This is a genomic window from Streptomyces tailanensis (genome assembly GCF_008386495.1).
GTDB lineage: Bacteria > Actinomycetota > Actinomycetes > Streptomycetales > Streptomycetaceae > Streptomyces > Streptomyces tailanensis.
Window position 1 is genome coordinate 68,502 of sequence record NZ_VTHJ01000025.1, and the last position, 26,176, is coordinate 94,677.

22 protein-coding genes and 1 pseudogene are annotated in these 26,176 nt (G+C 71.7%); 11 read left to right on the forward strand and 12 right to left on the reverse strand.

Going from position 1 to position 26,176, the window contains the following annotated elements; translation table 11 throughout:
* Positions 1-567: 567 nt before the first annotated feature.
* From F3T56_RS46285 to F3T56_RS21385, 4 genes are all read right to left on the reverse strand, one after another.
* Positions 568-1,053: a hypothetical protein gene (locus F3T56_RS46285; RefSeq protein ID WP_172639060.1), complete on the reverse strand. Its 486-nt coding sequence runs from the start codon at positions 1,051-1,053 to the stop codon at positions 568-570.
* A gap of 81 nt (positions 1,054-1,134) precedes the next feature.
* Positions 1,135-2,145 carry a Gfo/Idh/MocA family protein gene (locus tag F3T56_RS21375; RefSeq protein ID WP_149826801.1) on the reverse strand — a complete coding sequence of 337 codons (1,011 nt, stop codon included), beginning with the start codon at positions 2,143-2,145 and terminating at the stop codon, positions 1,135-1,137.
* A gap of 81 nt (positions 2,146-2,226) precedes the next feature.
* On the reverse strand, positions 2,227-2,988 hold the full coding sequence (locus F3T56_RS21380) for an SDR family oxidoreductase (protein WP_149826802.1): 762 nt from the start codon (positions 2,986-2,988) through the stop codon (positions 2,227-2,229).
* Positions 2,989-3,067: 79 nt separating this feature from the next.
* The gene (locus tag F3T56_RS21385) at positions 3,068-4,234 is read right to left on the reverse strand and encodes a phytanoyl-CoA dioxygenase family protein (protein ID WP_149826804.1); all 1,167 of its coding nucleotides are present in this window, start codon (positions 4,232-4,234) and stop codon (positions 3,068-3,070) included.
* 103 nt (positions 4,235-4,337) lie between these two features.
* Between F3T56_RS21385 and F3T56_RS21390 the strand changes: the two genes are divergently transcribed.
* Complete coding sequence (locus tag F3T56_RS21390) at positions 4,338-5,390, forward strand: LacI family DNA-binding transcriptional regulator (RefSeq protein WP_149826806.1); 1,053 nt, start codon at positions 4,338-4,340, stop codon at positions 5,388-5,390.
* A gap of 34 nt (positions 5,391-5,424) precedes the next feature.
* Here F3T56_RS21390 and F3T56_RS21395 read toward each other — a convergent pair whose 3' ends face one another.
* The gene (locus tag F3T56_RS21395) at positions 5,425-6,387 is read right to left on the reverse strand and encodes a GlxA family transcriptional regulator (RefSeq protein ID WP_149826808.1); all 963 of its coding nucleotides are present in this window, start codon (positions 6,385-6,387) and stop codon (positions 5,425-5,427) included.
* A gap of 94 nt (positions 6,388-6,481) precedes the next feature.
* Between F3T56_RS21395 and F3T56_RS21400 the strand changes: the two genes are divergently transcribed.
* The gene (locus F3T56_RS21400) at positions 6,482-7,456 is read left to right on the forward strand and encodes an NADP-dependent oxidoreductase (RefSeq protein WP_149826810.1); all 975 of its coding nucleotides are present in this window, start codon (positions 6,482-6,484) and stop codon (positions 7,454-7,456) included.
* Positions 7,457-7,538: 82 nt separating this feature from the next.
* On the opposite strand, the gene F3T56_RS21405 is transcribed toward F3T56_RS21400, so the two are convergent.
* Positions 7,539-8,354: a CDP-alcohol phosphatidyltransferase family protein gene (locus tag F3T56_RS21405; RefSeq protein WP_149826812.1), complete on the reverse strand. Its 816-nt coding sequence runs from the start codon at positions 8,352-8,354 to the stop codon at positions 7,539-7,541.
* Between the two features lie 110 nt (positions 8,355-8,464).
* On the opposite strand from F3T56_RS21405, the gene F3T56_RS21410 reads away from it, so the two are divergent.
* The 5 genes and pseudogenes from F3T56_RS21410 to F3T56_RS48015 all read left to right on the forward strand — a co-directional run.
* The gene (locus F3T56_RS21410) at positions 8,465-9,445 is read left to right on the forward strand and encodes a zinc-dependent alcohol dehydrogenase (protein ID WP_149826814.1); all 981 of its coding nucleotides are present in this window, start codon (positions 8,465-8,467) and stop codon (positions 9,443-9,445) included.
* Positions 9,446-9,612: 167 nt separating this feature from the next.
* The gene (locus F3T56_RS21415; protein WP_009320081.1) at positions 9,613-10,011 is read left to right on the forward strand and encodes a 6-pyruvoyl trahydropterin synthase family protein; all 399 of its coding nucleotides are present in this window, start codon (positions 9,613-9,615) and stop codon (positions 10,009-10,011) included.
* Positions 10,008-11,270, forward strand: a complete 1,263-nt coding sequence (locus F3T56_RS21420) for a glycosyltransferase family 4 protein (protein WP_149826816.1) — start codon at positions 10,008-10,010, stop codon at positions 11,268-11,270. The genes F3T56_RS21415 and F3T56_RS21420 overlap by 4 nt, the downstream gene beginning before the upstream one ends.
* A 41-nt stretch (positions 11,271-11,311) precedes the next feature.
* A complete protein-coding gene (locus F3T56_RS21425) occupies positions 11,312-12,178 on the forward strand; it encodes a methyltransferase domain-containing protein (protein WP_149826865.1) in 867 nt (288 codons plus the stop codon).
* Positions 12,175-13,362: pseudogene (locus F3T56_RS48015) on the forward strand (lysylphosphatidylglycerol synthase transmembrane domain-containing protein); the annotation flags it as partial. The gene F3T56_RS21425 and the pseudogene F3T56_RS48015, both read left to right, overlap by 4 nt.
* A 59-nt stretch (positions 13,363-13,421) precedes the next feature.
* On the opposite strand, the gene F3T56_RS21435 reads toward F3T56_RS48015, so the two are convergent.
* Positions 13,422-14,171 (reverse strand): creatininase family protein, encoded by a 750-nt coding sequence (locus F3T56_RS21435; protein WP_149826820.1) that lies wholly within the window; start codon positions 14,169-14,171, stop codon positions 13,422-13,424.
* Between the two features lie 78 nt (positions 14,172-14,249).
* On the opposite strand from F3T56_RS21435, the gene ribA reads away from it, so the two are divergent.
* The 4 genes from ribA (at position 14,250) to F3T56_RS21455 (ending at position 18,479) form a co-directional block, all read left to right on the forward strand.
* Positions 14,250-14,909 carry a GTP cyclohydrolase II gene (gene ribA / locus F3T56_RS21440; protein WP_149826822.1) on the forward strand — a complete coding sequence of 220 codons (660 nt, stop codon included), beginning with the start codon at positions 14,250-14,252 and terminating at the stop codon, positions 14,907-14,909.
* Positions 14,910-15,125: 216 nt separating this feature from the next.
* Entirely contained in the window at positions 15,126-16,271 is a 1,146-nt protein-coding gene (locus F3T56_RS21445) for an NAD(P)/FAD-dependent oxidoreductase (RefSeq protein ID WP_149826824.1), read from the forward strand.
* Positions 16,268-17,335, forward strand: a complete 1,068-nt coding sequence (locus F3T56_RS21450; RefSeq protein WP_149826825.1) for a saccharopine dehydrogenase — start codon at positions 16,268-16,270, stop codon at positions 17,333-17,335. Before F3T56_RS21445 ends, F3T56_RS21450 begins: the two co-directional genes overlap by 4 nt.
* Positions 17,328-18,479, forward strand: a complete 1,152-nt coding sequence (locus F3T56_RS21455; protein WP_149826827.1) for a saccharopine dehydrogenase family protein — start codon at positions 17,328-17,330, stop codon at positions 18,477-18,479. Before F3T56_RS21450 ends, F3T56_RS21455 begins: the two co-directional genes overlap by 8 nt.
* Before the next feature lie 130 nt (positions 18,480-18,609).
* On the opposite strand, the gene F3T56_RS21460 is transcribed toward F3T56_RS21455, so the two are convergent.
* From F3T56_RS21460 to F3T56_RS21480, 5 genes are all read right to left on the reverse strand, one after another.
* Positions 18,610-19,854 carry a serine hydrolase domain-containing protein gene (locus F3T56_RS21460; protein ID WP_149826829.1) on the reverse strand — a complete coding sequence of 415 codons (1,245 nt, stop codon included), beginning with the start codon at positions 19,852-19,854 and terminating at the stop codon, positions 18,610-18,612.
* A 35-nt stretch (positions 19,855-19,889) separates the two neighbouring features.
* A complete protein-coding gene (locus tag F3T56_RS21465) occupies positions 19,890-21,317 on the reverse strand; it encodes an MFS transporter (protein ID WP_149826831.1) in 1,428 nt (475 codons plus the stop codon).
* Positions 21,314-21,892: a TetR/AcrR family transcriptional regulator gene (locus F3T56_RS21470; protein ID WP_149826833.1), complete on the reverse strand. Its 579-nt coding sequence runs from the start codon at positions 21,890-21,892 to the stop codon at positions 21,314-21,316. Before F3T56_RS21470 ends, F3T56_RS21465 begins: the two co-directional genes overlap by 4 nt.
* A 103-nt stretch (positions 21,893-21,995) precedes the next feature.
* Positions 21,996-23,699, reverse strand: a complete 1,704-nt coding sequence (locus F3T56_RS21475) for a hypothetical protein (RefSeq protein ID WP_149826835.1) — start codon at positions 23,697-23,699, stop codon at positions 21,996-21,998.
* 170 nt (positions 23,700-23,869) lie between these two features.
* The gene (locus F3T56_RS21480; protein WP_149826837.1) at positions 23,870-25,933 is read right to left on the reverse strand and encodes a tetratricopeptide repeat protein; all 2,064 of its coding nucleotides are present in this window, start codon (positions 25,931-25,933) and stop codon (positions 23,870-23,872) included.
* Positions 25,934-26,176: the final 243 nt, after the last annotated feature.

The following is a 26,176-nucleotide window of genomic DNA, read 5'->3' on the forward strand; positions in this document are numbered from 1 at the left end:
CTCCTCTGTCCCTGTCTCCGCGGGTTCTCACACTTCTGAAACGGAATGCGTCCCCCTGACCTGCTTGCCGCACCGCCCATCGTGGCAGAGGGGACGCTGCGACCGCCGTCACCGTACACGATTGTGGGAATTATCGATAGACGTTCAATCTGTTGACATCGTCAACGCGCCACGTTTGAAGAGCATGTGCAGGCCTTGGGGCTCGGTGGTGCCGAGCGGGAACGGCTGCGGGGTGAACCGGACCGGTTGGGGCTGCCCGTCCAGGGAGTGCATGTACACAATGACGCGGACATCCCGGATATGGAAAAGGTTGCACTGTTCCGTGGAGAAATTGTGTTCCCCAGGGTTGATGTGGTGCGAACGCTTCTCCTCCGCTACGCGGACGCCGACGGATTCGTGATGTCCCGGGTCGTGGACGGAGTGGCCCGACTGGCCGGACTCGGTGAGCGGGATGCGGCGGCGCTGCGGGCCGGGCAAAGGGCCGGGACATCGACGTCGTGTCCGACGAATCGGAGGAGTCGGGGGCGGGCGAGGAGGACGATCCGCCGTCTGCCGGGGAGCCGGAACTCACGGCAGCCGGCCGGGCGGCAGTGACGCGGCCGTGGCCGCGGCGATGGCCGTTCTGCGGGAGGACCGCTTCTCGCGACGCCCTGGGGACCGACTGCTGAAGGCCGAGGCGGAGGTCGGTCTCGCCATCCTGCTGCGGGGCGGCGCGGACCGTGTCGGCCGGTGCGGATCGTGCAGCGCACGGCGGGCAACCTGTACTACCCGGTCGTGCACTCGGCGCTCGACATCCCCGAGACGGACGTACCGGTTCACACCGACGACGCCCTTGCCGCATGGGTGCGTGAGGACGACCTGTGGGTGTCCCAGTGCCGCACGGCCGGGACCCCGCGTGCCGAGGAGCTGGGCATGATGATCCAGGACGACACCGGGGCCGATGACGACCTCCTGGACGCCCTCGTCGCCGAGGAGACGGGTGGGGTTTCCGGGGCCGCTCCCGCCTCGTCGGACGCTCCGGCCCGGCCCGACCTGAGCCGCGAGGAGCGGCAAGCGGGGGACGCTCCGGTGAGGCCCGGCGGCGGTTTCGGACCGAGGCCGCCGGGACTGTGGTCTGCCTGGTGTGGCCTGAACCTAGGCGATTTCCTTGCGTACCTCGTCCAGCCGTACCGGCCGCCGCTCTGCCACCGACAGGGTGCAGGCCTCCGCGATCCAGCTGGCCTCGATGGCGTCGGTGACCGTGCAGGGGGACGTGCGGGTGCCGGCCACGACCTCGGTGAAGGCGGTGAGTTCGGTGCGGTAGGCGGGGGCGAAGCGGTCCATGAAGAAGTTGTGCGGGGGGCCCGGGGGGAAGGTGACGCCCGGCTCGGCGGAGCGGAGGGCGAGCTGGTTGTCGAGGCCGGCGGCGATGCTGTCCTTCATGCCGTGCACCTCCAGGCGGACGTCGTAACCGCGGGCGTTGTGACGGGTGTTGGAGATGACGCCGATGGTGCCGTCGTCGAAGGTGAGCAGGGCGGACGCCGTGTCGACGTCACCGGCCTCCTTGATGTAGTCCGCGCCCTTGTTGCCGCCCGTCGCGTACACCTCGACGACCTCGCGGCCCGTCACCCAGCGCACGATATCGAAGTCGTGCACCGCGCAGTCCCGGAAGATGCCGCCCGACACCGCGACGTAGGCCGCCGGCGGCGGGGCGGGGTCCAGCGTTGTCGACCGTACGGTGTGCAGTGCGCCCAACTCGCCGCTGAGTACGGCCTTCCTGGCGGCCACACAGCCCGCGTCGAAGCGGCGGTTGTAGCCGATCTGCACCTCGATGCCACTGTCCCGCACGGCGCGCAGCACGGTGAGGCTCTCCTCGACCGTCTTCGCCACCGGCTTCTCGCAGAACACCGGGATGCCGGCCTCGACCGCGGCGAGGATCAGCCCCGGGTGCGCGTCCGTCGCCGCGGTGATCACGACACCGTCGATGCCGGAGGCGAACACCGCCTCGGGGGAGTCGGCGACCGTGGCGCCGAACTTCTCGGCGGCCGACGTGGCGGCCGCGGCCACCGGGTCGGAGACCACCAGCTCCTCCACGACGTCGAGCCCGGCGAGGGTTCCGGCGTGGAAGGCGCCGATACGGCCCAGCCCCAGGATGCCAATGCGCATGACCAATGTCCCTTTCGGATGTGCAATGAGGATGTGCGATGAGGTGGAGAGGTGGATACAAGCAGGTCGGGGCGTAACGGGTCAGTCGGACGCGCCCATGACGTTCTGGTCCCAGTCGATGACCGAACCGGTCACCACGCCACTGCGGTCGGACAGCAGGAAGACGACGAAGTCGGCGATCTCGTCGACCTGGCCCAGCTTGCCCATCGGCAGGCGCTCGGCGGCCCGCTCCCGCCAGTCGTCGCCCGCCCCGTGGAACTCCCGCTGGATCGCGTCCTCGCCCTCGGTCTCCGTCCAGCCGATGTTCAGGTCGTTGATCCGGATCCGGTCCCAGCGGTGGGCGTGGGCGGCGTTGCGCGTCAGGCCCGCCAGGCCCGCCTTCGCGGCGGAGTACGGCGCCAGGTGCGGCGGGCCGCCGTGCGCGCAGTTCGAGCCGATGTTGACGATCGTGCCGGGAGCCTTCCGGGCCGTCAGATGCGCCACGACCGCCTGCATCGCGAAGAAGGGCGCGCGCAGATTGATCGCGATGTGGGCGTCGAACAGCTCCGGCGAGGTGTCGAGCAGCGAGCCACGGGAGGTCAGCCCGGCCGCGTTGACCAGGCTGTCGATACGGCCGTGGGCCTCGATCACCCGCTCCACGCTGCCGCGCACCTGCGCCGGGTCCGTGAGGTCCGCCCGTACGAACGTGGCGCCGGTGTCCGCCGCCAGCTTCTCGCCGGCCTCGGCGCGACGGCCCGTGAAGGCGACGGTCGCGCCCTCGCGCAGAGCCGCCCGCACGATGCCCTCGCCGACGCCCTGGCTGCCGCCGTTGACGAGGACGACCTTGTCCTCCAGTAGTGCCATGGGGGAGATTCCTTTCGAACAGTTGCTTGCCGCGCATCGATCAGTTGTCGCGTATCGATCAGGTACGCGCGCGCATCGATCAAGTGCGGCGCCGCTCCGCGCCCGCCCGCAGTTCCTCGCGCAGTCGCTCCGGGCTCCAGCCCTCCGTCACGGCCCGCCACAACGTGTCCGCCTGCGACGGCGGGGCCAGTCCGTCGACCGGCGGGTCCCGGTCCAGGTTGGTCGGGAAGGGGTAGCCCTCGGCGGTGGCGGCCACTACGTGCCGCAACCAGTCCTCGCCCGCGCCCTCGTCCCGGCGTGCGAGCAGGACCGGGAACAGGGCGTTCGCCATGGCCTCGCGGTCCACGGTCTCCATCGCGCGGCCGAAGGCGGAGGAGACCTGGAGCAGGTTCGCCATGCGCCTGATGTCCGCGGAGCGGTTGTGTCCGGCGGCGTGGAAGAGCGCGGGATTGAAGAAGACCGCGTCGCCCTTGTCCAGGGGGAGCTGGACGTGGTGCTCGTCGAAGTACGCGATGAACTCCGGCAGGCGCCAGGCCAGATAGCCGGGCTCGTACTTCTGGGAGTGCGGCAGGTACAGGGTCGGGCCGGACTCGACGGGCATGTCGCAGTGGGCCACCGCGCCCTGCAGCGTCAGCACCGGGGAGAGCCGGTGGACGTGCGCCGGGTACGCGGCCGCCTGCTCCTGGCCGAGGAAGCCGAGGTGGTAGTCGCGGTGCGCGCTCTGCGCCGCCCCGCCCGGGTTGACCACGTTGATCTGGGAGGTCACCTGGTAGCCGGGGCCGAGCCAGGCCTCGGAGACCAGCGCCAGCATGTCGCCCGCGTAATAGTCGGCGAATGCCTCCGGGGCCCGTACGGCCATCTTCTCCAGTGCGTTCCACACGCGGTCGTTGGCGCCGGGCTTCGCGAAGTGGTCGCCGCGGGCCGTGCCGGACGCGCGCTCCTCCTCGATGAGCGCCTCGAACGCGGCGGTGGCCGCGTCCACGACACCCGGGTCGGTGCAGGCCCGCTTCAGGACGACCACGCCGGGGCCGTCGAGCAGCGCGCGGACGAGGTCCGCCTGCACCTCACGGCGGTCGGCCGCGGCGCGCAGCCGCTCGCTGTCGTAGACGAGGACGTTCTGTTCGACGCCTTCCGCGTGCGGGTGGTCGCCGAGGTCGGTGGTGCGCCCGACCAGGGCGCGGAACTCGTCGAGGTCGCAGTCCTTCTCGGACAGCCAGGTCCTCGAGCCCGCGGCGGTCAGGGCCATGCGGAGTCCTTTCGCAGCGCTTTCGTCTCTGCCAGTCTTGGGGCGCGGACCCCCTCATACAACCCGCAGAGGCCCCTCAAAAACCCCTCAAGGAAGCGCAGCCATGGGACACCCCTACACGATCCGTGAGATCGCCCGCCAGGCCGGGCTGAGCCAGGCCACGGTCGACCGGGTCCTCAACGGCCGGGGCGGGGTGCGGGAGAGCACCGCCCGTGAGGTGCACCAGGCGGTCAGGGATCTGGACCGGCAGCGGACGCAGGTGCGCATCGGCGGCCGTACGTTCATGGTCGACATCGTGATGCAGACGCCGGACCGGTTCTCGACGGCGGTCCGGGAGGCGCTGGAGGCCGAACTGCCGTCCCTGCACCCGGCGGTCGTGCGGTCCCGGTTCCACTTCCGGGAGACCGGTTCCGCCTCGGAAATGGTGAAGGTGCTCGACCGGATCGGCCGGCGCGGCTCGCAGGGCGTGATCCTCAAAGCGCCCGACACGCCGGAGGTCACCGCCGCCGTCGAACGCCTGGTCGCGGCCGGCATACCGGTGGTCACCTTCGTGACGGACCTGCCGAGCAGCCCGCGCCGCGCGTATGTGGGCATCGACAACCGGGCCGCGGGGGCGACCGCCGCGTATCTGCTCCGGCAGTGGCTGGGCGGTCGGCCCGGTGCGGTGCTGGTGACGATCAGCCGGAGTTTCTACCGCAACGAGGAGGAGCGCGAGATGGGGTTCCGGGCGGCGATGCGGGCCGCCGAGCCGGGGCGGACGCTCGTCGAGGTCACCGACAGCGACGGTCTCGACGCCACGCAGCGGGAGCTCGTCCTCGACGCGCTGAAGCGGGAGCCCGGCATCGGCGCCGTCTACTCGATCGGCGGCGGCAACACCGCGACCCTCGACGCCTTCGCCGCGCTCGGCCGGGAGCCGTACGTCTTCGTCGCGCACGACCTCGACCACGACAACACCCGGCTGCTGCGGGAGCACCGGCTCTCCGCCGTGCTCCACCACGATCTCCGCCAGGACATGCGCCGCGCCTGCCAGACCATCATGCGCACCCACCACGCCCTGCCGGACGAGGGCCCGTTCCTGCCGTCGACGATCCAGGTGGTGACGCCGTTCAACATGCCACCGGGGGTGGGGACCGGGGGCGTTCCGGGGGCGGGATAGGAGGGACAGCCGGCGTTTCAGGGCTCAGGGAAGGTCAGTTCCCCGCCCGGAACGTACGCCGGTACGCCAGCGGTGACACGCCGATCGTCGCGTGCAGGTGCTGACGCAGGGACGTGCCGGTGGCGAAGCCGACTCGGGTGGCGATGTCGTCGACCGGGAGGTCGGTGGATTCGAGGAGGTGGCGGGCGCGGGCCACGCGCTGTTGGACGATCCAGCGGCCGGGGCTCATGCCGACCTCGTCGTTGAAGCGGCGGGCGAAGGTGCGCAGGCTCATCCGGGCGTGCCGTGCCAGGTCGGCGAGGGCGAGCGGCGCATCGAGGTGTTCCAGTGCCCACTGCCGGGTGGCAGCGGTGCCGTTGGCCGGGTCCTGCGGCACGGGCTGCTCGATGTACTGGGCCTGGCCGCCCTCCCGCCAGGGCGGCACCACGCACCGCCGGGCCACCCGGTTGGCGACCTCGCTGCCGTGGTCCTCGCGCAGCAGATGCAGACAGATGTCGATACCGGACGCGGCGCCGGCCGAGGTCAGGAAGTCGCCGTCGTCGACGAACAGCACATCGGGGTCCAGGTCGACCTTCGGGAAGCGGCGCCGGAACGCCTCGGCGAGCGCCCAGTGCGTGGTGGCGGGGCGACCGTCCAGCAGACCGGCGGCGGCGAGCACGAAGGCTCCGGTGCAGATGGACACCAGCCGGGTGCCGGGCCGGATCCGCGCCAGCGCCGCCGTCACAGGGCCCGGCAGCTCGGTCGACATCGACTCGGCCGCCGCGGGGGACAGTGCGAACGGGGCGACGATCACCGTGTCGGCCGTGTCCAGCACCTCGGGGCCGTGGTCCACGGTGATGGCGAAGTCCGCCGCCGTACGCACCGGACCACCGTCGACGGTACAGGTCAGCACCTCGTACAGACCGTCGATGGCGCCGAGGATGCGGCTCGGCATGCCGAGTTCGAAGGGGTACACCCCGTCGAGCACGAGGACCACGACACGGTGGGTGGATGTCATGCCGGACAGTGTGACACGACGCGTGGCACGATCCCATCGAATGATGGCAATCATGCCATTGTCGTGATCGCCGGGCCGTCGCAGGCTGGACGCCATGACGGAAACCACTGAGAACAAGACCGGAGACCGTGCCACCATGCGAGCGATCAGCCAGGACGTCTTCGGCGGTCCCGAGGTGCTGAAGGAGGTCGAACTGCCGCGACCCGTGCCCGGCCTGAGCGAGATCCTCGTACGGGTACACGCGGCCGGTGTGAACCCGACCGACTGGAAGAACCGGGCCTTCGGACTGTGGCACCCCGACCCGCTGTCCGTGCTGGGCTGGGACGTCTCCGGGGCCGTCGAGGAGGTCGGCCTCGGGGTCACCCTGTTCAAGCCGGGTGACGAGGTGTTCGGGATGCTGCCCTATCCGCACGCGGCGGGCGCGTACGCCGGGTACGCCAAGGCGCCCACCCGCTCCTTCGCGCTCAAGCCGGCGAACATCGACCACGTCGAGGCCGGTGCCCTGCCGCTGGCCGCGCTCACCGCGTACCAGGCGCTCGTCGACACGGCCGACGTACGGCCGGGACAGCGTGTCCTGATCCACGCGGCGGCCGGGGGCGTCGGTCATCTCGCCGTGCAGATCGCCAAGGCACGTGGCGCGTACGTCATCGGTACGGCCAGTGCCGGTAAGCACGAACTGCTGCGCGAGCTGGGGGCGGACGAGCTGATCGACTACCGGACCACGGACTTCGCGGAGGCCGTCTCCGATGTCGATGTGGTCCTGGACACCCTCGCCGGTGACGTTCGCAGCCGTTCCCTGGACGTTCTGCGGGAGGGCGGGGTGCTCGTCACCATCCTGCCGCTCGGCTACGAGGCGGACGCCGAGCGGGCCGCCGAGCTGGGCGTTCGGCTGGAGGCCCTGCTCGTCGAGGCCGACCAGGCCGGGATGCGGGCCATCGCCGAGCTGGTGGAGAAGGGGCAGCTCCGGGCCCGTATCGAGGCGACGTTCCCGCTGGAGGAGGCGGGCAAGGCGCACGCCCTCGGGGAGACCGACCGCACGACCGGGAAGATCGTCCTCACAGTGCGCTGACTACTCAGGCGCTCTCACTCGCTGGTTCCGGTGTGACGGGGCCCCTGAGCCGGGCCCCTCATCACATCGGCTCGCGGAGAGGTCAGCTCCTGACGAGTTCGGCCTCACGCCGCTCGGCGGCGGCCACAACGGGCACGGCCACGTGCATCGGCTCCGGCTCCGACACGGAACCCGTGCCCGTCCGCTCCTCCCGGGTCCGGAACAGCCAGGCGATGTCCCGGCCGAAGGACCAGAGCAGGGAGCCCAGGGCCAGGGCGACCAGGGCGAAGGTCGCCGTGTACGGCAGCAGCCCGGACGCGGCGACCAGCAGGAAGACGCCCTGGACGGCCGCGACCGTTTTACGGGCCATGCTGTGCGGGAGGGAACCGTTCAGCCACGGCAGGGCCTTGGCGGCGGCGACGAAGACGTACCGCATGAGGCCGATCAGCAGCACCCACGGGCCGAGCGACATGGAGACGTACACGCTCAGCACGAGGATCAGGAAGGCGTCGACCTCCATGTCGAAGCGGGCGCCCAGCGCGGTCGAGGTGCCCGTCTTGCGGGCCACCTTGCCGTCGACGCCGTCGAGGATCAGGGCCACGGCGGTCAGGCCGACGAACAGCGAGACCGGCGGCGAGCTCTGGAAGGAGTCGGCGACCAGGGCCGTGACGGCGCCGACGAGTATCGCCCGGCCGAGGGTGACGCGGTTGGCGGGGCCGAAGGTGCGGGTCCGGGTGCGCAGCAGGGCGCGGTTGAGGACGGCCCAGGTGGCGAGCCCGAAGGCCAGCCCGGTCAGCCAGCCCGCCGGGCCCAGTCCGATCGCGGTGCCCAGGAAGGCGAGAAGCAGCACCTGGGCACCGGCGCCCACGGTCGTCTCCGAGAGCAACAGCCGGCCGTCGTAAGTGTTGATCAGGGCCACCGCAAACCTTCCGAACGTGTGTGTACAGAAACGATCATCGCCGCGTAGCGTGTCCGCGACTCCCACCGCTGCGTACGTGGCGAACCGCTCGACCGTTCACGGAGACGCACATGAAACCGACAGCTCGCTCCTTCTGGCTCCGCTCCCCGGGGCAGGGAGAGATACGTGAGGAGACCCTCTCCGGACCCGCAGAGGGCAAGGTCATGGTCCGCGCGCTGTACTCCGGTGTCAGCCGGGGTACGGAGACCCTCGTGTTCCGGGGATCGGTGCCCGGGAACCAGTACGCGGCGATGCGCGCGCCGTTCCAGGAGGGCGAGTTCCCCGCACCCGTGAAGTACGGCTATCTCAGCGTCGGCAGGGTCGAGGAAGGGCCGGACGAACTCGTCGGCAGGAACGTCTTCTGCCTGTATCCGCACCAGAGCCGGTACGTCGTCCCGGCGAGCGCGGTCACCGTCGTACCGGAGTCCGTGCCCGCCGCGCGCGCCGTACTGGCCGGGACTGTCGAGACCGCCGTCAACGCGCTGTGGGACGCGGCGCCCCTCATCGGTGACCGGATCGCCGTCGTGGGCGGCGGCATGGTCGGCTGCTCGGTGGCCGCGCTGCTGGCCCGCTACCCGGGGGTGCGGGTGCAACTCGTCGACGCCGACCCGGCGCGCGCCGACATCGCCCGCGCGCTCGGCGTGGACTTCGCGCTGCCGGGGGAGGCTCTGGGGGAGTGCGACCTCGTCGTGCACGCCAGCGCCAACGAGCAAGGGCTCGTACGGTCGCTCGAACTCCTCGCGAACGAGGGCACGGTGATCGAGCTGAGCTGGTACGGCGACCGCCGCGTCGCCCTGCCGCTCGGCGAGGCCTTCCACTCGCGCCGGCTCACCATTCGCAGCAGCCAGGTCGGGACCGTCTCCCCGGCCGGACGCCCCGGCCGTACGTACGCCGACCGCCTCGCCCTCGCCCTCGAACTCCTCGCCGACGCCCGCTTCGACGCGCTGGTGACCGGGGAGTGCGCCTTCGAGGAACTCCCTGAAGTCATGCCGAAGCTCGCCAACGGGGAGCTGCCGGGGCTCTGTTACCGGGTCCGGTACGCCGCCGAGTGACCTACCGATGAGTCAGCGCAGCCGCCCCACCCGTCCCTGAACTGCCCGAACGGAACGCTGACCTCACAAGAAACCGCAGAACTCGGCTGAACAACGGGTAGGGAGCAGCCGTACTACACGGCATGCCCCGGCCCGGGGGCAGACGTACCGCACTGGAGGGTCGTCCGTTGTTCAGCATCACCGTCCGCGATCACATCATGATCGCCCACAGCTTCCGCGGGGAGGTCTTCGGACCCGCGCAGCGCCTCCACGGCGCCACGTTCCTCGTGGACGCCACCTTCCGGCGCGCCGAGCTGGACGACGACAACATCGTCGTAGACATCGGGCTGGCCACGCAGGAACTCGGTGCCGTGGTGAGCGAGTTGAACTACAGAAACCTCGACAACGAGCCGGACTTCGCGAACACCAACACCTCGACGGAGTTCCTGGCGAAGGTCATCGCGGACCGGCTCGCCGAGCGGATCCACAAGGGGGCCCTCGGCGAGAACGCCAAGGGCATCGCGGGAATCACCGTCACCCTGCACGAGTCGCACATCGCCTGGGCGAGTTACGAGCGTGCCCTGTGACCGACGTGACCATCGACCGGGCGGCCGCCGGCCCCGCCCAGCCATACGGCAGCGCTGTCCAGACCAACGGCGGCGTCGCCCAGGCAGGCGGGGGAGAGCAAGTGAGGCTCGGCTATGTGCCCGTGCAGAACGCGGCGCTCAAGCACGCCACCATCGTCCCCATGTCCCTGCGCTCCGTGCACTTCGTACTGCCGGGCGGCGTCGACGACCTCGCCCGCCCGAGCGGCGGCAACGCCTACGACCGCCGGATCTGCCTCGACCTGCCCGGCTTCGGCTGGCAGGTACACAAGCACGCGATCGACGGCAGCTGGCCCCGCCCGGACGAGACGGCACGCGCCGAACTCGCCCGCACGCTGCGGGAACTCCCCGACGGCACCGTCGTCCTGCTCGACGGCCTGGTCGCCTGCTCAGTCCCCGAGATCGTCCTCCCCGAGGCCGAACGGCTCTGCCTGGCCGTGCTGGTGCACCTGCCGCTCGGCGACGAGACCGGCCTGGAGCCCGAGCTGGCCGCCGAACTCGACGCCAAGGAGCGGACGACCCTGCGGGGCGTGCCCGCCGTGATCGCCACCAGCGACTGGGCGGTACGGCGACTCGTGTCACACCACGGGCTCGCCCCCGAGCGGGTCCATGTCGCCGCCCCCGGCGCCGACATCGCCCCCCTCGCCTCCGGCACCGACGGCGTCTCGAGGCTGCTGTGCGTCGCCGCGGTCACCCCCCGCAAGGGCCAGCACCGGCTGGTGGAGGCCCTCGCGGCCGTCACCGACCTGCCGTGGAGCTGCGTGCTCGTCGGCGGCATCGACCAGGAGCCGGAGTACGTCGACCACATCCGCGCCCTGATCGCCAAGTTCGGCCTGGAGGACCGGCTGCACCTGGCCGGACCGCAGGCGGGCGCGGCACTCGACGCCAGCTACGCCGCCGCCGACCTCATGGTCCTCACCTCCTACGCCGAGACGTACGGCATGGCGGTCACCGAGGCCCTCGCACGTGGAATTCCCGTACTGGCCACGGACGTCGGCGGTCTCCCGGAGGCCGTCGGACGCGCCCCCGACGGCGGGGTGCCCGGCATCCTCGTCCCGCCGGAGAACCCCGCGGCCATCGCCGCGGAGCTGCGCGGCTGGTTCGGGGAGGCCGACGTACGGCGTCGGCTGAAGGCCGCGGCGCGCGGGCGCCGGGCCGCGCTGGACGGGTGGGCGACCACGGCCCGCAGCCTCGCCCATGTACTGGGCCGGCTGCGGCACGAACCTCGGAGGGCGGCATGACCACTTCTGCCGAAAAGACCGGTCCCGTTGTGGCGCTGAGCATGGCGGGGCGCGGCGGTGACACGCCGATGCCCGAAGGACACCAGTACGCGCCGCGGTGGCTGGAGTTGCGCGAGAGCGCCGACGCCGACGCCCGCGCGGTGGACCTGCTCGACCCGCTGCGGATCCGCCTCGCGAACCTGCCGCGCCGCGCCACCGGCCTTGTCGTGCACGACCTCGGCTGCGGCACCGGCTCGATGGGCCGCTGGCTCGCGCCCCGGCTCGACGGCGCCCAGCAGTGGGTCCTGCACGACCAGGACCCCGACCTGCTGCGCCTGGCCACCGCGCGGGCGCCCCGCGCGGCCGGCGACGGCAGCCCCGTCACGGTCACCACACGGCGCGGCGACATCGGACGGCTGACGGCGGACGACCTGGCCGGCGCCTCGCTGGTCACCGCCTCCGCGCTGCTCGACGTCCTCACCCGTGAGGAGATCGGGACGCTCGCCGCGGCCTGCGCGGGCGCCGGCGTCCCCGCCCTGCTGACCCTCTCGGTCGTGGGCCGCGTCGACCTCGTCCCGGCCCACCCCATGGACGCCGAGATCGCCGACGCCTTCAACGCCCACCAGCGCGCCAGCGATCTGCTCGGCCCCGACGCGATCACCGTGGCCTGCGAGGCGTTCGCCCAGCAGGGCGCGACGGTACGGGTCCATCCGAGCCCCTGGCAGCTCGACGGACGCCACATCGCGCTCACCGAGGAGTGGCTGCGCGGCTGGGTCGCCGCGGCCTGCGAACAGCGCCCCGAACTCACCGAGCGCGCCGACGCCTACCTCCGCGACCGCCTCCGGTCCTGCGCCGCCGGCGAACTCCGCGCGGTCGTCCACCACAGCGACCTGCTGGCCCTGCCCCGACCGACGGGCGGCACCTCATGACGGCACGGGTGGAGGAGGCGGTCGCGGCCCCCGCGCCGACGACGGCCGGCCGTGTCCGCGTACGGCCACGGGGGGTTCGGGCGCGGGTGAAGGCGAGCGCGCCTTCGGCGAGGGCCCGGGTGAGCCACGGCGCCGTGGCGCTCGTCGAAGAGCGGCACGAGGTATCGGCTCGGGAGGTGAAGCCGTCCTCGTCCCGCGTGGACTGTCGTACGGAGGCAGCCACCAAGTCGCCGACCGGCCTTGCCGAATCCGACGCCGTCTTGGACGTCGACGCCCTCGAAGCCGCCGCCCCGCCCCGCCCCACCGCCAGGTTCACCCGCGCCCTGCGCGCCCACTTCGGGTCCATCGCCGGGACCGTCATCCTCGCCGTCGTCGTCTGGCGGCTCGGTACAGGGGTGTTCCTCGACGGGCTGCGGCGGATCGACGGCGGGACGCTGGTCGCGGCCGTCGCGATCGGTGTGCTGACCACCGTGTTCAGCGCCTGGCGCTGGTGTGCGGTCACGCGGGCGCTGGGGCTGAACCTGCCGCTCGGGCCGGCCGTCGCGGACTACTACCGGGCGCTGTTCCTCAACGCGGCGCTGCCCGGCGGCGTTCTCGGTGATGTGCACCGGGCGGTGCGGCACGGGCAGAGCTCCGGGGACATGGGGCGCGGGGTGCGGGCGGTGGTGATCGAGCGGACCGCGGGCCAGTTGGTGCTGGCCGTCGTGGGCGTAACGGTCCTGCTGACGCTGCCCTCCCCGGTCCTGGACCAGACCCGCCAGGCGGCCGGCGTGCTGGCGCTCGTCGCGCTGGGCACGGTGGCGATCTGGGCGGCGGTCCGGATGGGCCGGGCGCCGGGCGGGCGCGGCGGCCGGGGCCGCCGCCTCCGGGTGCTGCTCGCCGAGTCGAGTGACGCGCTGCTGACCCGCCGCAGCGGACTGGCGGTGCTGATCTCCTCGGTGGTGGTGCTGGCCGGGTACGTGGCGATGTTCCTGCTCTCCGCACGCGTCGCCGGATCCGCCGCGACCTGGCTGGAGGTGCTGCCGCTCGCGCTGCTGGCCCTGATCGCCATGAGCCTGCCGCTGAACGTCGGTGGCTGGGGCCCCCGGGAAGGCGTCACCGCCTGGTCGTTCGGCGCCGCGGGCCTCGGCGCCTCCCAGGGGCTGACCGTGGCCGTTGTGTACGGCGTGCTCAGCTTCGTGGCCAGCCTGCCCGGGGTCCTCGTGCTCGTCGGCCGTTGGTACGGCTCCCTGCGGGCGCGCCGTCAGTCGTCGGAGCCTACGGCGGACGAGGTGACCACGGAGAAGTACGCCCCGAAGGAATCGACCAACCCCGCCAGCAACTCCTTCCCTTTCGCGGCGGTTGCCAGCGACGGACGGCCGATGACACCGGAATCGGTGTAGGCCGACATACCGAGGGAGAGCAGATGACGGCGGTCGTCGGCAAGGAAATCGGTGGTCTCGTGACCGGGCCGGACCAATTCGGGATGGCAATGCAGAAGTATGGAGGTCTCAATTTCTCCCGCATGCATATCACTGAGCAACGAGGTCTCCACGCCCGCTCGTTCGCGGGCGGCGTCCCAGTCCTCCATGGCCGGGAAAAGCGCCATTCGATGTCCCTCCGCGGTGGATTCCTGGACGACATTGCCCAGGACGTAATTCCCACCGTGTCCGTTCACCACCACGAGCGCCTCGACGCCCGAGCGGCGCAGCGAAGCGGCGATGTCGCGGACCACCGCGTGCAGGGTCGTCGCGGAGATGCTCACCGTGCCCGGCCAGGCCGCGTGCTCGTGCGAGCAGGCGATGGTCACGGGCGGCAGGAGGTGCACCGGATACGCGGCGGCTATCTCCCGGGCTATGGCGCAGGCGACAAGCGTGTCGGTGGCCAGTGGCAGATACGGGCCGTGCTGCTCGTAGCTGCCGACGGGAAGCACCGCGACCTGTCGGCCGGCCTCCGCACCCCGCGCGCGGACATCCGCGGTGGTGTCCCTCGGTACAAGACTCGAACTGCTCATCTTTTCACGGCCTTTCGTCTCTGCTGATGCTCCGTCATTTTCGCATGACGTCAGGACTCACCAGATAGGAACCAGATCATGACAGAAAATGTTGGCGTACTCGGCGCGAATGCCCAGTCCTCCGGTGCCGTACGCGTGGTGAATGCCCCGCTGCCCACGACCTACGGCGACTTCGAGGCCGTAGGCTATCTCGACCAGGACCGCGGCGAGGAACAAGTGGCGCTGGTGTACGGCGACATCAGCGGCGGCGAGGAAATTCTGATCCGGCTGCACTCCGAGTGCCTGACCGGTGACGCGTTCGGCTCCCAGCACTGCGAATGCGGCGAACAGCTCGACAGCGCGCTCCGGGCCATCGTCGCCGAGGGTCGCGGCATTCTCGTCTACCTCCGGGGTCACGAGGGCCGGGGCATAGGCCTGCTCGCCAAGCTCCAGGCGATGAAGCTCCAGGCGGAGGGCCTGGACACGGTCGAGGCGAACCTCGCCCTCGGTCTGCCGGTGGACGCCCGCGACTACCGGGTGGCCGCCGAGATGCTGCACGACCTCGGCGTACGGTCGGTGCGGCTGATGTCGAACAACCCGCGCAAGCGGGAGGCGCTGCTGCGCCACGGCATCAAGGTCTCCGAGCAGGTGCCCCTGCTGATCACGCCGTGCGAGGACAACATCACCTACCTGCGCACCAAGCGCGAGCGGCTGGACCACTACCTACCGCACCTGGACGCGGTGGTCCGCTCCTCCTGAACCGCCGCTCCCGACCGCTTCTCCGACCGCTCCTTTTCGAACGCCGCGGGGTTCGCGCGGCGGCCGTACACGGGTGAACCCGGCACCGGCCGCCGCGCCCGCCGGGGGTTCGTCTTCGCGTGCTCCGCATGAACGTTCGCCGGTGGTGGAAGACCTGACTCCGTCGGGTGGCCCGGTCAGCGGGGCCGCCATGCCCCGGCGAAAGGAGTCACGTTCTTGATCCGCAGCGCACGGGTCGTCGTCATCGGCGGCGGTGTCATGGGTACGAGCATCGCTTACCACTTGGCTTCCGCGGGCGTGGAGGACGTCGTCCTCGTCGAACGCGACGAACTCGCCTCCGGCTCCACCGCACGGGCCGCCGGCGGGGTCCGCGCCCAGTTCTCCGACGAGCTCAACATCCAGCTCGGCGCCCGCAGTCTGGAGGCGTTCGAGCGCTTCGGGCAGGAACTCGGCCACGACATCGGACTCCACCGGGTCGGCTACCTCTTCCTGCTGTCGACCCCCGACCAGGTCGCCCGGTTCGAGGCGAGCGTGGAGCTGCAGAACGACCTGGGCGTACCCAGCCGCATGATCGACCCCGCCGAGGCCCAGCGACTCTCCCCGCTGATCCGCACCGACGGACTGCTCGCCGCCGCGTTCTCGCCGGACGACGGGCACTGCACCCCCGAATCCGTGGTCCACGGCTACGCCGCCGGGGCCCGCCGCCACGGGGCGACCGTGCTGCGGCACTGCGAGGTCCTCGGCATCGAGACCTGGCGGGACACGATCACGGCGGTGGTCACCAGCAAGGGCCGTATCGTCACCGACACGGTCGTCTGCGCGGCCGGCGCCTGGTCGCGGTCAGTCGGCGCCATGGTGGGCGTGGATCTTCCGGTGGAGCCTCTGCGCCGCCAGATCGCGGTGACGGAACCGGTCCCCGGCCTCCCGCCGAACCTCCCCATGACGATCGACTTCACCAGCAGCCTGTACTTCCACACCGAGGGCCCCGGACTGCTCCTCGGCATGTCCGACCCCGACGAGCGGCCCGGCTTCGCCACCGACACCCACGACCGCTGGATCCCCCGCCTGTGCGAGGCGATGGAGCACCGTGCGCCCACCCTGCTCGACCTGCGCCGGACGGGCGGCTGGGCGGGCCTGTACGAGATCACTCCGGACCACAACGCCCTCATCGGCGAGGCGGGTTCCTGCTCCCGCTTCCTCTACGCGACCGGTTTCTCCGGCCACGGGTTCCTCCAGGGCCCGGCGGTCGGCGAGGTCGTCCGCGACCAGTACCTCGGCCGCGTACCCTTCGTCGACATCAGCCCCTTGAGCGTCGACCGTTTCACAGCCGACGCCCTGCGCCCGGAGGCCAACCTCGTATGACCCAGCTCCACTTGTGGCTCCGCCACGAGACCCGCACCACCGAACGCCGCACCCCGATCGTGCCGTCCGACGCCCGGGGGCTCATCGAGAGCGGGGTGAGTATCACCGTCGAGGACTCTCCGCAGCGGATCTTCCCGCTGGAGGAGTACGAGGACGCCGGCTGCCGTGTCGCCGAGGCGGGCTCGTGGGTGTCGGCACCGCCGCACGCGGTGATCGTGGGCCTGAAGGAACTCCCCGATGAACCCGCCGAGTTGACCCACCGGCATGTCTTCTTCGGGCACGCCTACAAGGGGCAGCCCGGCGCCGAGGCGCTGCTGCGGAGGTTCGCGGGAGGGGGAGGGGTGCTGCTCGACCTGGAGTACCTGGTGGACGACCAGGGCCGCAGGCTCGCGGCCTTCGGCTTCTGGGCGGGCTACCTGGGCGCGGCCCTCGCGGTGCTCCACCACCGGGGCGTTCTCGCCACCCCGCTCGTACCCACGACGAAGGAGGCGATGGAGGCCGAACTCCGCGCCTCCCGGGGCGACGTGAGTGCCCTCGTGATCGGCGCCCTCGGCCGCAGCGGCCGAGGCGCACGCGCCGCGCTCGGCGAGGCCGGTGTCGAGCCGACCTGCTGGGACCTCGCCGAGACCCGTGCCCTGGACCGACCGGCCCTGCTCGCCCATGAGCTGATGGTCAACACCGTCCTGACGACCAGCCCGGTGCCGCCCTTCCTGACGGACAAGGACCTCGACGAGCCGGACCGCCGGCTCAGGACGATCTCCGACGTCACCGTCGACGTCGGCTCACCCATGAACGTGCTGCCGATCTACGACACGACCACGGAGTGGGACCACCCCGTACGGCGGCTGCGCGAGCACCCCCCGCTCGACGTCATCGCCATCGACAACCTGCCCTCCCTGCTGCCCCGGGAGGCGAGCACCGACTTCTCGGCCGCGCTGCTGCCGCAGCTGTCGGCCTTCGAGACCGGCGGACCGTGGGGCCGCTGCCTGGACCGGTTCCGCCAGGCGTGCAGTGAACTCAGCATTGAACTCGGCATCATGGGAGGGGAGTTGTCCGATGACTGAGCCGGTACCGGCGAGCGGCACCGTCCACTGGGTCGGTGCCGGCCTCTCCACGGGCAGCGGTCTGGCGTCCCTGTGCGACACCGCCGCCCGGGTACGGCTGTGGCACCGCACCGAGGAGCGCGCCGCCCAGGCCCTGGCCGCGCTGGGCCTGACGGGCCGCGCCGAGCCCCGCGCGTACACGCCGGCGGCGCTGGCGGCCGAGCTGGCACCGGGAGACGTCGTGGTCTCCATGCTCCCGGCGCCGGAGCACGGGCCGCTGCTCGGGATGTGCGTCGCGGCGCGGGCCCACTTCGCCTGCTCCAGCTATGTGTCGGACGCGGTCCTGGACCAGGTGCCGGCGGCCGAGGCGGCCGGTGTCACCGTCCTCACCGAGGCGGGCCTCGACCCGGGCATCGACCACCTCTTCGCGCACAGCCTGATCGCCTGGGCGAGCGAGGAGATCGGCCCGGACACCGCCGCCTCGTACACCCTGACCTCGTACTGCGGCGGCGTCCCGGCCGTACCCAACGACTTCAGGTACCGCTTCAGCTGGGCCCCCGCCGGGGTACTCAACGCGCTGCGCTCACCGGCCCGTTACATCGAGGACGGCGCCGAGACGACGGCCGACCGCCCTTGGACGGCCACCCGGCCCCATGTCATCGACGGTGAGACCTTCGAGGCCTACCCCAACCGTGACAGCGTGCCCTTCGTCCAGCAGTACGGCCTCCCGGCGGCCTGGAAGCCGCGGACCTTCGTGCGCGGCACCCTCCGCCTCGACGGCTGGCTGACGGCCTGGGCGCCGGTCTTCGAGGAACTCGACCGCAGCGACGGCCGGCGCATCGCAGAGCTGGCCGGGGAGTTGGCGGCGCGCTACCCCACCACCGAGGCCGACCGTGACCGGGTCGTCCTCGCCGTCTCCCTCGACGTGCACGCAGGATCGGGCGAGCGGTGGTCCGGCCGCTACCTCCTCGACCTCATCGGCACCGAGGAGGAGAGCGCCATGGCCCGCTGCGTGTCCCGACCCCTCGCCCTCGGGATCGGACACATCCTCGACGGCTCCCTGCCCGCCGGGCTGAGCCGGGCGGCGGAGACGGGGGAGCGGTCCGAGGAGTGGCTCGACGAACTGCGCGAGGACGGGGTCGGGTTCACGCTGCGGATCGACTAGGGGGTGTTTTGAAAGTCCCGCACAGCACCCACGGCGCCCGGCACGCTCCCCCCACTCTCGGCTCCGCTCGAGCGGGGGGACCCCCACCCGCGGCGGGCGCGGGCACCGCACGGGACTTTCGCAGTACCCCCTAGCGAGACGTTGCGGTGGAGTCCACCACGGCCTCGTGGACCAGCCGCTTCAGATCCCGGTAGAGGGAGGAGGACGACCGGCGTCGTACCTGCGTCATGAACTGGACCGTCAGGTCACGGCGCGGGTCGACCCAGAAGGTCGTGGTGGCGGCGCCGGTCCAGCCGAAGGTGCCGAGCGAGGACGGGCCCTCGGTCACGTCCGGGTCGATCACCACGGAGACGCCGAGACCGAAGCCGACACCGACGTTGCCGGGCTGCCGGTGGAAAGGGCTGCCGTAGGAGTGGATGTCGGCGCCTCCCGGCAGTTGGTTGGTGGTCATCGTGTCGATGGTCTCGGGGGTCAGCAGCCGCACGCCGTCGAGTTCGCCGCGGCGGCGCAGGAACTCGGTGAAGCGGTGGAAGTCCCGGGCGGTGGCGACCATGCCACCGCTGCCGGACAGGAAACGCGGCCGTCGGCGCAGGGGCAGGCCGGGCACCGGCGCGATGGAGCCGTCCTCCTGCTCGCCGTACAACTCGGCCAGCCGGACCGCCTGTTCGGGGCTGACCTGGAAGCCGGCGTCCGTCATGCCCAGCGGGCCGAAGATCCGCTCGGCGAAGAACTCGTCGAGCGCCTGACCCGACACCACCTCGATGATCCGGCCGAGGACATTGGTGGAGACGGAGTAGTTCCACTGCGAGCCGGGCTCGAACTGCAGCGGCAGACTCGCGTATTCCCGGCACGTCCGCGGCAGATCGGCGCCGGGCCGGACGGAGTTCTCCAGTCCCGCGTCGCGGTAGAGCGCGTCCACCGGGTGGTTGTAGTAGAAGCCGAAGGTCAGGCCCGAGGTGTGGGTCATGAGGTGCCGGACGAGGATCGGCTGCCCGGCCGGGCGGGTCCGGGTGTCGGCGCCCTCCCCGGACTCGTACACGCGTGGCTCGGCGAACTCCGGGAGGTAGCGGGAGACCGGGTCCGTGAGGGAGAGGCGGCCCTCCTCGATCAGTATCAGCGCGGCCACCGACGTGACCGGCTTGGTCATGGAGTAGATCCGCCACAACGTGTCGGTCTCGACCGGCAGTTGGGTCTTCCGGTCGCGCATGCCGTACGTCGTGAGATGGGCGACGCGGCCGTGGCGGGCGAGAGACAGCAGGTAGCCGGGCAGCCGGCCGTCGTCGACCTGGCGGGCGAGGTACTCGTCCAGACGGGCCAGAGTCTTCGGGTCGAGTCCTGCCTCGCGCGGCTCGATCTCACGGCGCAGTCGTTCCATGGTGGTTCTCCTCCGGTCTGCCCGGGTCACGGCTCTCATACGTGCTTGTCTTCTACACGCTTGTCTTCATCGTTCCGTACGGACGGTGTTCCATCCCTCACGGGACGGGCGGGTCGGGGCATTCGACCGGTAAGTGGCGCACCCAGCGCGGCCACGCCTGCCAGCAGGAACAACGCGGACCCCGCGCCGAGCGGCATGAGCGTGGCCGCGGCTGCCACACCCAGCGCCGGGCCGACGTTCATCACGGTCTGCTGAAGCCCGCCCACCGCCCCCGCCGCCCCGGGCGGCGCATGCCGTACGACGACGGCGGTGCCGGTGACCATCACCGCGCCGAACCCGCCGCCCACCAGCAGAAAGCCGGCGCCGATCGCAAACGCCGACGACCCTGGGTCCACCCGCGACAGCGTCAGCACCCCGGCGGTGAGCAGCACCGTTCCGGTGAGGGCCGTCGGGCGGGCACCCCACCGGCGCAGCAGTACGGCCGCCACCGGGGCGCCCAGCACCATCATCACGCCGCCGGGCAGCGCGACGAGGCTCGTGCGCAGCGGATCCATGCCGAGGCCCTCCTGGAGGAGGTGACTGCCGACGAACATCGCGCCCAGCATCGCCGCCGACGCGGTCACCAGCACCCCGAGCGCCGCACCGGCCGTCGTCGAGCCCAGCACGGCGGGCGGCAACAGCGGGTCGGGGACACGCCGTTCATGGCGTACGAGGACACAGGCCACGGTGGCGGTCAGGAGCAGGCCGAGTACGCCGGCCGCCGTCCAGCCGTGCTCCGGTATCCCGACGAGGCTGTGCACGAGCGCCGCCAGGGCCACGGCGAGCAGCGCGGCGCCGGGCAGGTCGAGACGCGTGGCGGACCTCCGCGGAGCCTCCGGCGCGCGTAGCGCCAGGGCCAACACGCCCATGACCAGCGCCGGGACGACGTTCAGGAAGAACACCGCCCGCCAACCCAACTGCGTGACCAGCACACCCCCGACCAACGGACCGGCCGCGGCCGCCACCCCGACGGCACTGGTCCGCAGCGCGACCGGCATCCCCAGCCGGTCGGGCGGGAACGCGGCCCGCAGCATCCCTAGCGTGGCGGGCTGCAACAGCGCCCCGAAGACCCCCTGCACGACCCGCAGCCCGATCACCCAGCCCACCCCCGGCGCGAATCCGATGCCCGCCGAAGCCGCGCCGAAGCCCAACACCCCCCAGGCGAACACCCGTTGATGCCCGTACCGGTCACCGAGCCGCCCCGCGAACACCAGCAGACCCGCCACCGCGATCAGATAGCCGGTGCTGGTCCACTGCACCTCGACGAACGAGGCGTCGAGGTCACGCCGCAGAGCCGGCTGGGCGATGGTCAGCACGGTCCCGTCGAGGGCGACGATCACGGCCCCGAGCACGCTGTTCGCCAGGGTGAGGCGGCGGTGCGGGGCGGAGACGGGCCGCCGGGCCTCGGCTGTCGCCGCTCTCATCGCTCCTCGCTCCCCAGATGGGCCTCAAGCGCGGCGTTCAGCAGCGGCGCGAAGTCATCGGCGCCCGTGGTGAGCTGGAGACTGCCCCAGGCCCACAGCTGGGCGATGCCGTACAGGTTCGCGAGCAGCGCGCCCGCGACGAGCCGGGCGTCGACGCCGGGGCGGGCGCGGCCGACCAGGTCCACCAGCAGGCCGAAGATCGGCATACTGGCCTCGCGCAGCCCCAACCTGTTGCTCTCCAGCAGATCGTGACGGAACATCAGCTCGTGCATGCCCCGGTTGGCGAGCGCGAAGTCGAGGTACACACGACCCAGCGTCGCGATCTGCTCCCGCGGGCTCGCCGTACCGTCCCCGATCGCCGCGACACCCCTGCCCGCCAGCTCCTCGAAGCCCCGCCGCGCGATGGCCGACAGCAGCTCCAGATGGGTCGGGAAGTACCGGCGCGGCGCCCCGTGCGACACCCCCGCCCGCCGCGCGATCTCCCGCAGGGACAGCGCCTGCACGCCCTCCGCGGTCACCAACTCCACACCGACGTCGATCAGCCGGGTCCGGAGCCCGGTGTGCCGCTCGCTCATAGACAATGTCTACCAGGGTGAGTAGACACTGTCTACCCGCCGCCCATAGACAATGTCTACCAACGGTTGTGTTCATGCTTGGGGGAGCCCGGCGAGGACCGCGTCAGGGACGCCGTTCGGTCAACTCGACCCGGAGCACACGCTCACCGGTGCGGACACCGAGGCCCGCGGTGACCAGCTCCGGGACCGGATCGCGGGTCGGGTCGGCCAGCCACCACAGGTTCACGGCGGAGCCGAGGAGCAGGGCGTCCAGGTGTGGACGGGGGGTGCCCCACGGGCGGACGGCGTGGGCCTCCAGGAGGTGGCCGCCGCGCAGCCACAGCAGACAGCGGTCGTCGTCGAGGGGCGCGACGACCACGTTCAGGTCGGGGAACCGCTCGGCGGTGCGGGCGACCCACTCCACGGGCGGCACCTCGGCGTCGACGACCGTGCGCGCGAGGACCTCCACGCTCTTGGGCGGCAGAACGAGGGGGCCGTCGTCGTTGCGGGCGAAGAACCCGCGCGCCTCCTGGAGCCCCTCCACCACCGGCCGGCGGGTCACCGCGACAGTGCCGTCGGGCAGCGGCCCGCCCGTGACGTCGTACGTCGAAGGGGCGGTGTGGCGTCGCGGCACCGGATCGGGTACGGGCGCGGGGCGCGGCGGCCGCGGGGGCGGATCGATGCCGAGGTGGCCGTACATCCACTTCTGCACGATCGAGCCCGCCTGGCCGCGTGCGCCGAGCTGCCGGTCCACGATGTCCCGCAGCCGCTCCGGGGAGTGCTGCCGTGCCGCCTGCCGCAGCTGCTCGTGGAGGTCGCCGTCGGGGTCGAGGCGCGGGGCCGTACGGGCGAAGTCGGCGGTCGGCGAGGCCGGATCGACCTCGTCGAGCCCGGTGGCCGCCAGCAGCGTCACCCGGTCGGCGGCGGCCGAGTAGAACGAGGTGCTCCCGTGGTCGCCGATGACGAAGTCGCTGGCGATGATCGCCGCCCGCCACCCCTCCTGCGGAGGAATCACCATCAGGCCCGCGTCCATGGCCGCCGCCAGCCGCTCGTACACGCCGAGCGGGCGGTGCCAGGCCCAGACGTTGGGGTGCAGTACGGCGGCGACGGCGTACTCGTCGACGGGGAGCGCGCCGACCAGCCGCAGCGGCAGATCGGGACAGCGGCCGAGGAGGGAGTGCTCGCCCCAGGTCGAGTGCAGGACGACCAGCCGGCGCCCGCCACCGACGCCGAGCCGCGCACGGTAGACGTCGCGCCGCGCCGCGCTGGCCCGGATCCGGTCGAAGCACCAGTCGCCGACGACCAGCGCCCGCGAGGCGGCGGGCGGGCAGATCCGGGCGAGCCGGTCGATCTGCTCCTCGTGCGACACCCCGATCGCGCTCGGCACGACCCGTCCCCAGTACATGAGTTCGCGCCGCGAGAGACCGGCGGGGGAGGAGGCGTCCCCGGTGGTCTCCGGGACCAGCCGGTTGTAGCCGGCGCCGTGGGGCAACACGATCAGGGGACAGCCCACCCGGCGCATCGACGCGTTCACCGTGCAGGCCACGGCGAGGTCGAAGCGCCTGCGCGTGGCCTCGCGCCAGGGCACGAACTCCGCGCCGACACCGGCGAGATACTCCTCAAGACCGGCCGCGAACGCCGAGCCCGGATTGATCGTGTAGGAGACCTCGATGCCGTCCTCGGGACGCAGCAGGGTCAGCACGTCCAGGAGCCGGGTCGCCGACGTCAGCGTCCGCACGATCCCCAGCACCCGTGCCCGCGGCTCCGGCCAGGTACCGCGACGCCTCGGCGGCACGTGCCGCTGGACGATACGCGACAGCAGGGACACGGCCACTCTCCGGCTGGAACGGGTCGGAACGGATGGGAACGGCGCGACGGCGAAACGGGGCGGACCGAGGTGATCGTACTGAGGTGATCGTACTAACGAGCGGTGCCGGACCGCCGAGATCCGGCTACCGGGCGGCGTGGCTCGCCGTGCCGCCGCCCGGTGACCGAGAGTCAGGAGTCGCGACCGGGGCCCGCTTCCTCCGCTGGGGCGACGCCCGCCGTACGGCGCAGTTCACGGGCCTTGTCGAGGCAGGCCGTGCGCAGTCGGGCGTCCTGGACGAGGTCGGCGAGCTCGGCGGCGAGGGCGAGGGCCTGCTCCAGCTTCGCGTACTGGCCTCGCGCGTGGGCGAGTACGGCGGCGTCGACGGCCAGGGCCAGCGCCCCGTCCGTGTCGCCGAGCGCGTGCCGGGCGCGGCTGAGCACCAGGTTGATCCGCATGCGCATCGAGTCCCGCTCGGGCAGCTCCGCGAGTACGGGGTCCAAGCGCTCGACCGCTTGCCGGGGGCGTCCGGCGGCGACGAGGGCCTGCGCGACGTTGTAGGTCTGGACGGCCACACCGTGCCTGTCCCCCGCGTTGGCCTCCAGCGCCCGCTCGAACAGGTCGAGGGCGGCTTCCGGGTCACCTTCGGCGAGGCACACCAGACCGTGCGACTCCCACACGACGCCACGCAACCGGGGGTCGGAGACGAGACCGAACAACTCCTCGGCCCGCTCCAACTCGGACCGGGCCTGCACGTACTCGCCCAAGTCGTAGTGTGCGCGTGCCAGTTGGTTCCGCAGCCGGATCTCGGCATCGGGCCGGGCCTCCCACTGGGCGGCGGCGATGCCGAGCCGGTGGGACTCGATCCAGTCGGCGTAGTGCTTACGGCTGTGGTAGAGCGCCCACAGCGACTCGCACAACCGCCACACCGCCTCGTGCCGTCCGTGGCGCGCCCCTTCCCTGAGCACCGCCAGGAGATTGGCACGTTCCGCGTCCAGCCAGTCCAGGGCCTCTGTGCCGTCAGGGAACGGCGCTGCTGCGGACGGCGCGTCCTGGAGCCGGAAGCGGTCGCCCAGCACCAACCGGTCGGCCTGCGCGGCGCGCTCGACGTAGAAGTCGAGGACACGCGCGAGGACGTCCGTGTGCCACTGTTCCGGCCGGTGCCTGAGGGCGTACCCGCGTGCGTGCGCCCGTACGACGTCGTGCAGCCGGAAGCGGTGGGACGCGTCCCGCCCATGGGGTACGGCCATATGGGCGTCCAGCAGATCACCCACACCCTCGTCGAAGCGGCCGACCCCGGCCGCCGTCGCCATGGGTCCCGTGAACGTGGTGCCGGGCAGACAGCCCAGCACGAGATACAGCTCCCGCGTGTGCTCGGGGAAACCGGACACGACCTTCTCGAACACGACGGCCACGGACCGGTCGTCGTCACCACCGCGCAGCCAGTCGCCGTCGCCGCCCAAGCCACGCACCACGTCCTCCAGAGTCAGATGTGACTGCCGCAGCAGCCGTTCTCCCACGGTCCGCATCGCCAGCGGGAGCCCACTGCACAGCCGTACCAGCTCGGTGGCGGTCCGCTCGGCCGCACCGTGCTGCCACGTCCGTACCAGTTCGACACCGGCCTCGTCGTCCAGCGGCCCCACCACGATCTGGGCCGCGCCGTCCAGGACCAGCGAGGGCAGGCGTTTACGGCTGAGGACCACCAGATGTCCTCCGCCGGGGATCAGAGGGCGCACCTCCGGCGCGTGCTGCGCGTTGTCGACGACGACCAGCAGCCGCCGACCCGAGGTCACCGTGCGGTACAGCGCCGCCCGCCCGTTCTGCGAGGTCGGCACGAAGTCCTTCTCCACGCCCAGCGCGAGGAGGAAGTCCCCCAGTACGGCACTGACGTCGACAGCGCCGTCATGGCGACTGTCCGCCAGGTCCGCGTACAACTGACCGTCGGGGAAGTACTCGGCGCCCGACGCGGTCGCCCACCGGCTCACCAACTGGGTCTTGCCGACACCGCCGAGTCCGCTGACCGAGATCAGACGGCTGGACGTCAACGCGTCGTTCAGGGAGCCGAGTTCGGTGGTCCGATTGACGAACAAACCGTTCCGTGCGGGCAGTTGGCGGGGAACCGGCGGCCGGTATGCCCCCGACGAGGCGATCGTGAGCGACTCGATCACCTGCGCCTGGACCGAGTGGCCATGGACCACCGCGTTTCCCGAGACGGAGTTGCGCACCGTCCCGCCCTCACCCGCGTGCTCGTCCACCCGCTCCCCTCCCACACCGTCCCGTTGATCTCCGGGGGCTCAGGGTATTCCCTGGGCGCTCCCGAGGGCAGACGCCCGGACGGAGGGTGTCCGGCCGGGCGTCCGCGGGCGACGAATCGCGAATGCGTTGTGCTGTTGTTCTAGCTCGTGGTGATGGACTGCCGGACAGGGTGGGAGAGCGACGGGTTCAGTATCCCGGCTACGGCCATTACGACGAGGAAGGCCGAAGCCCAGGCGTGCTTG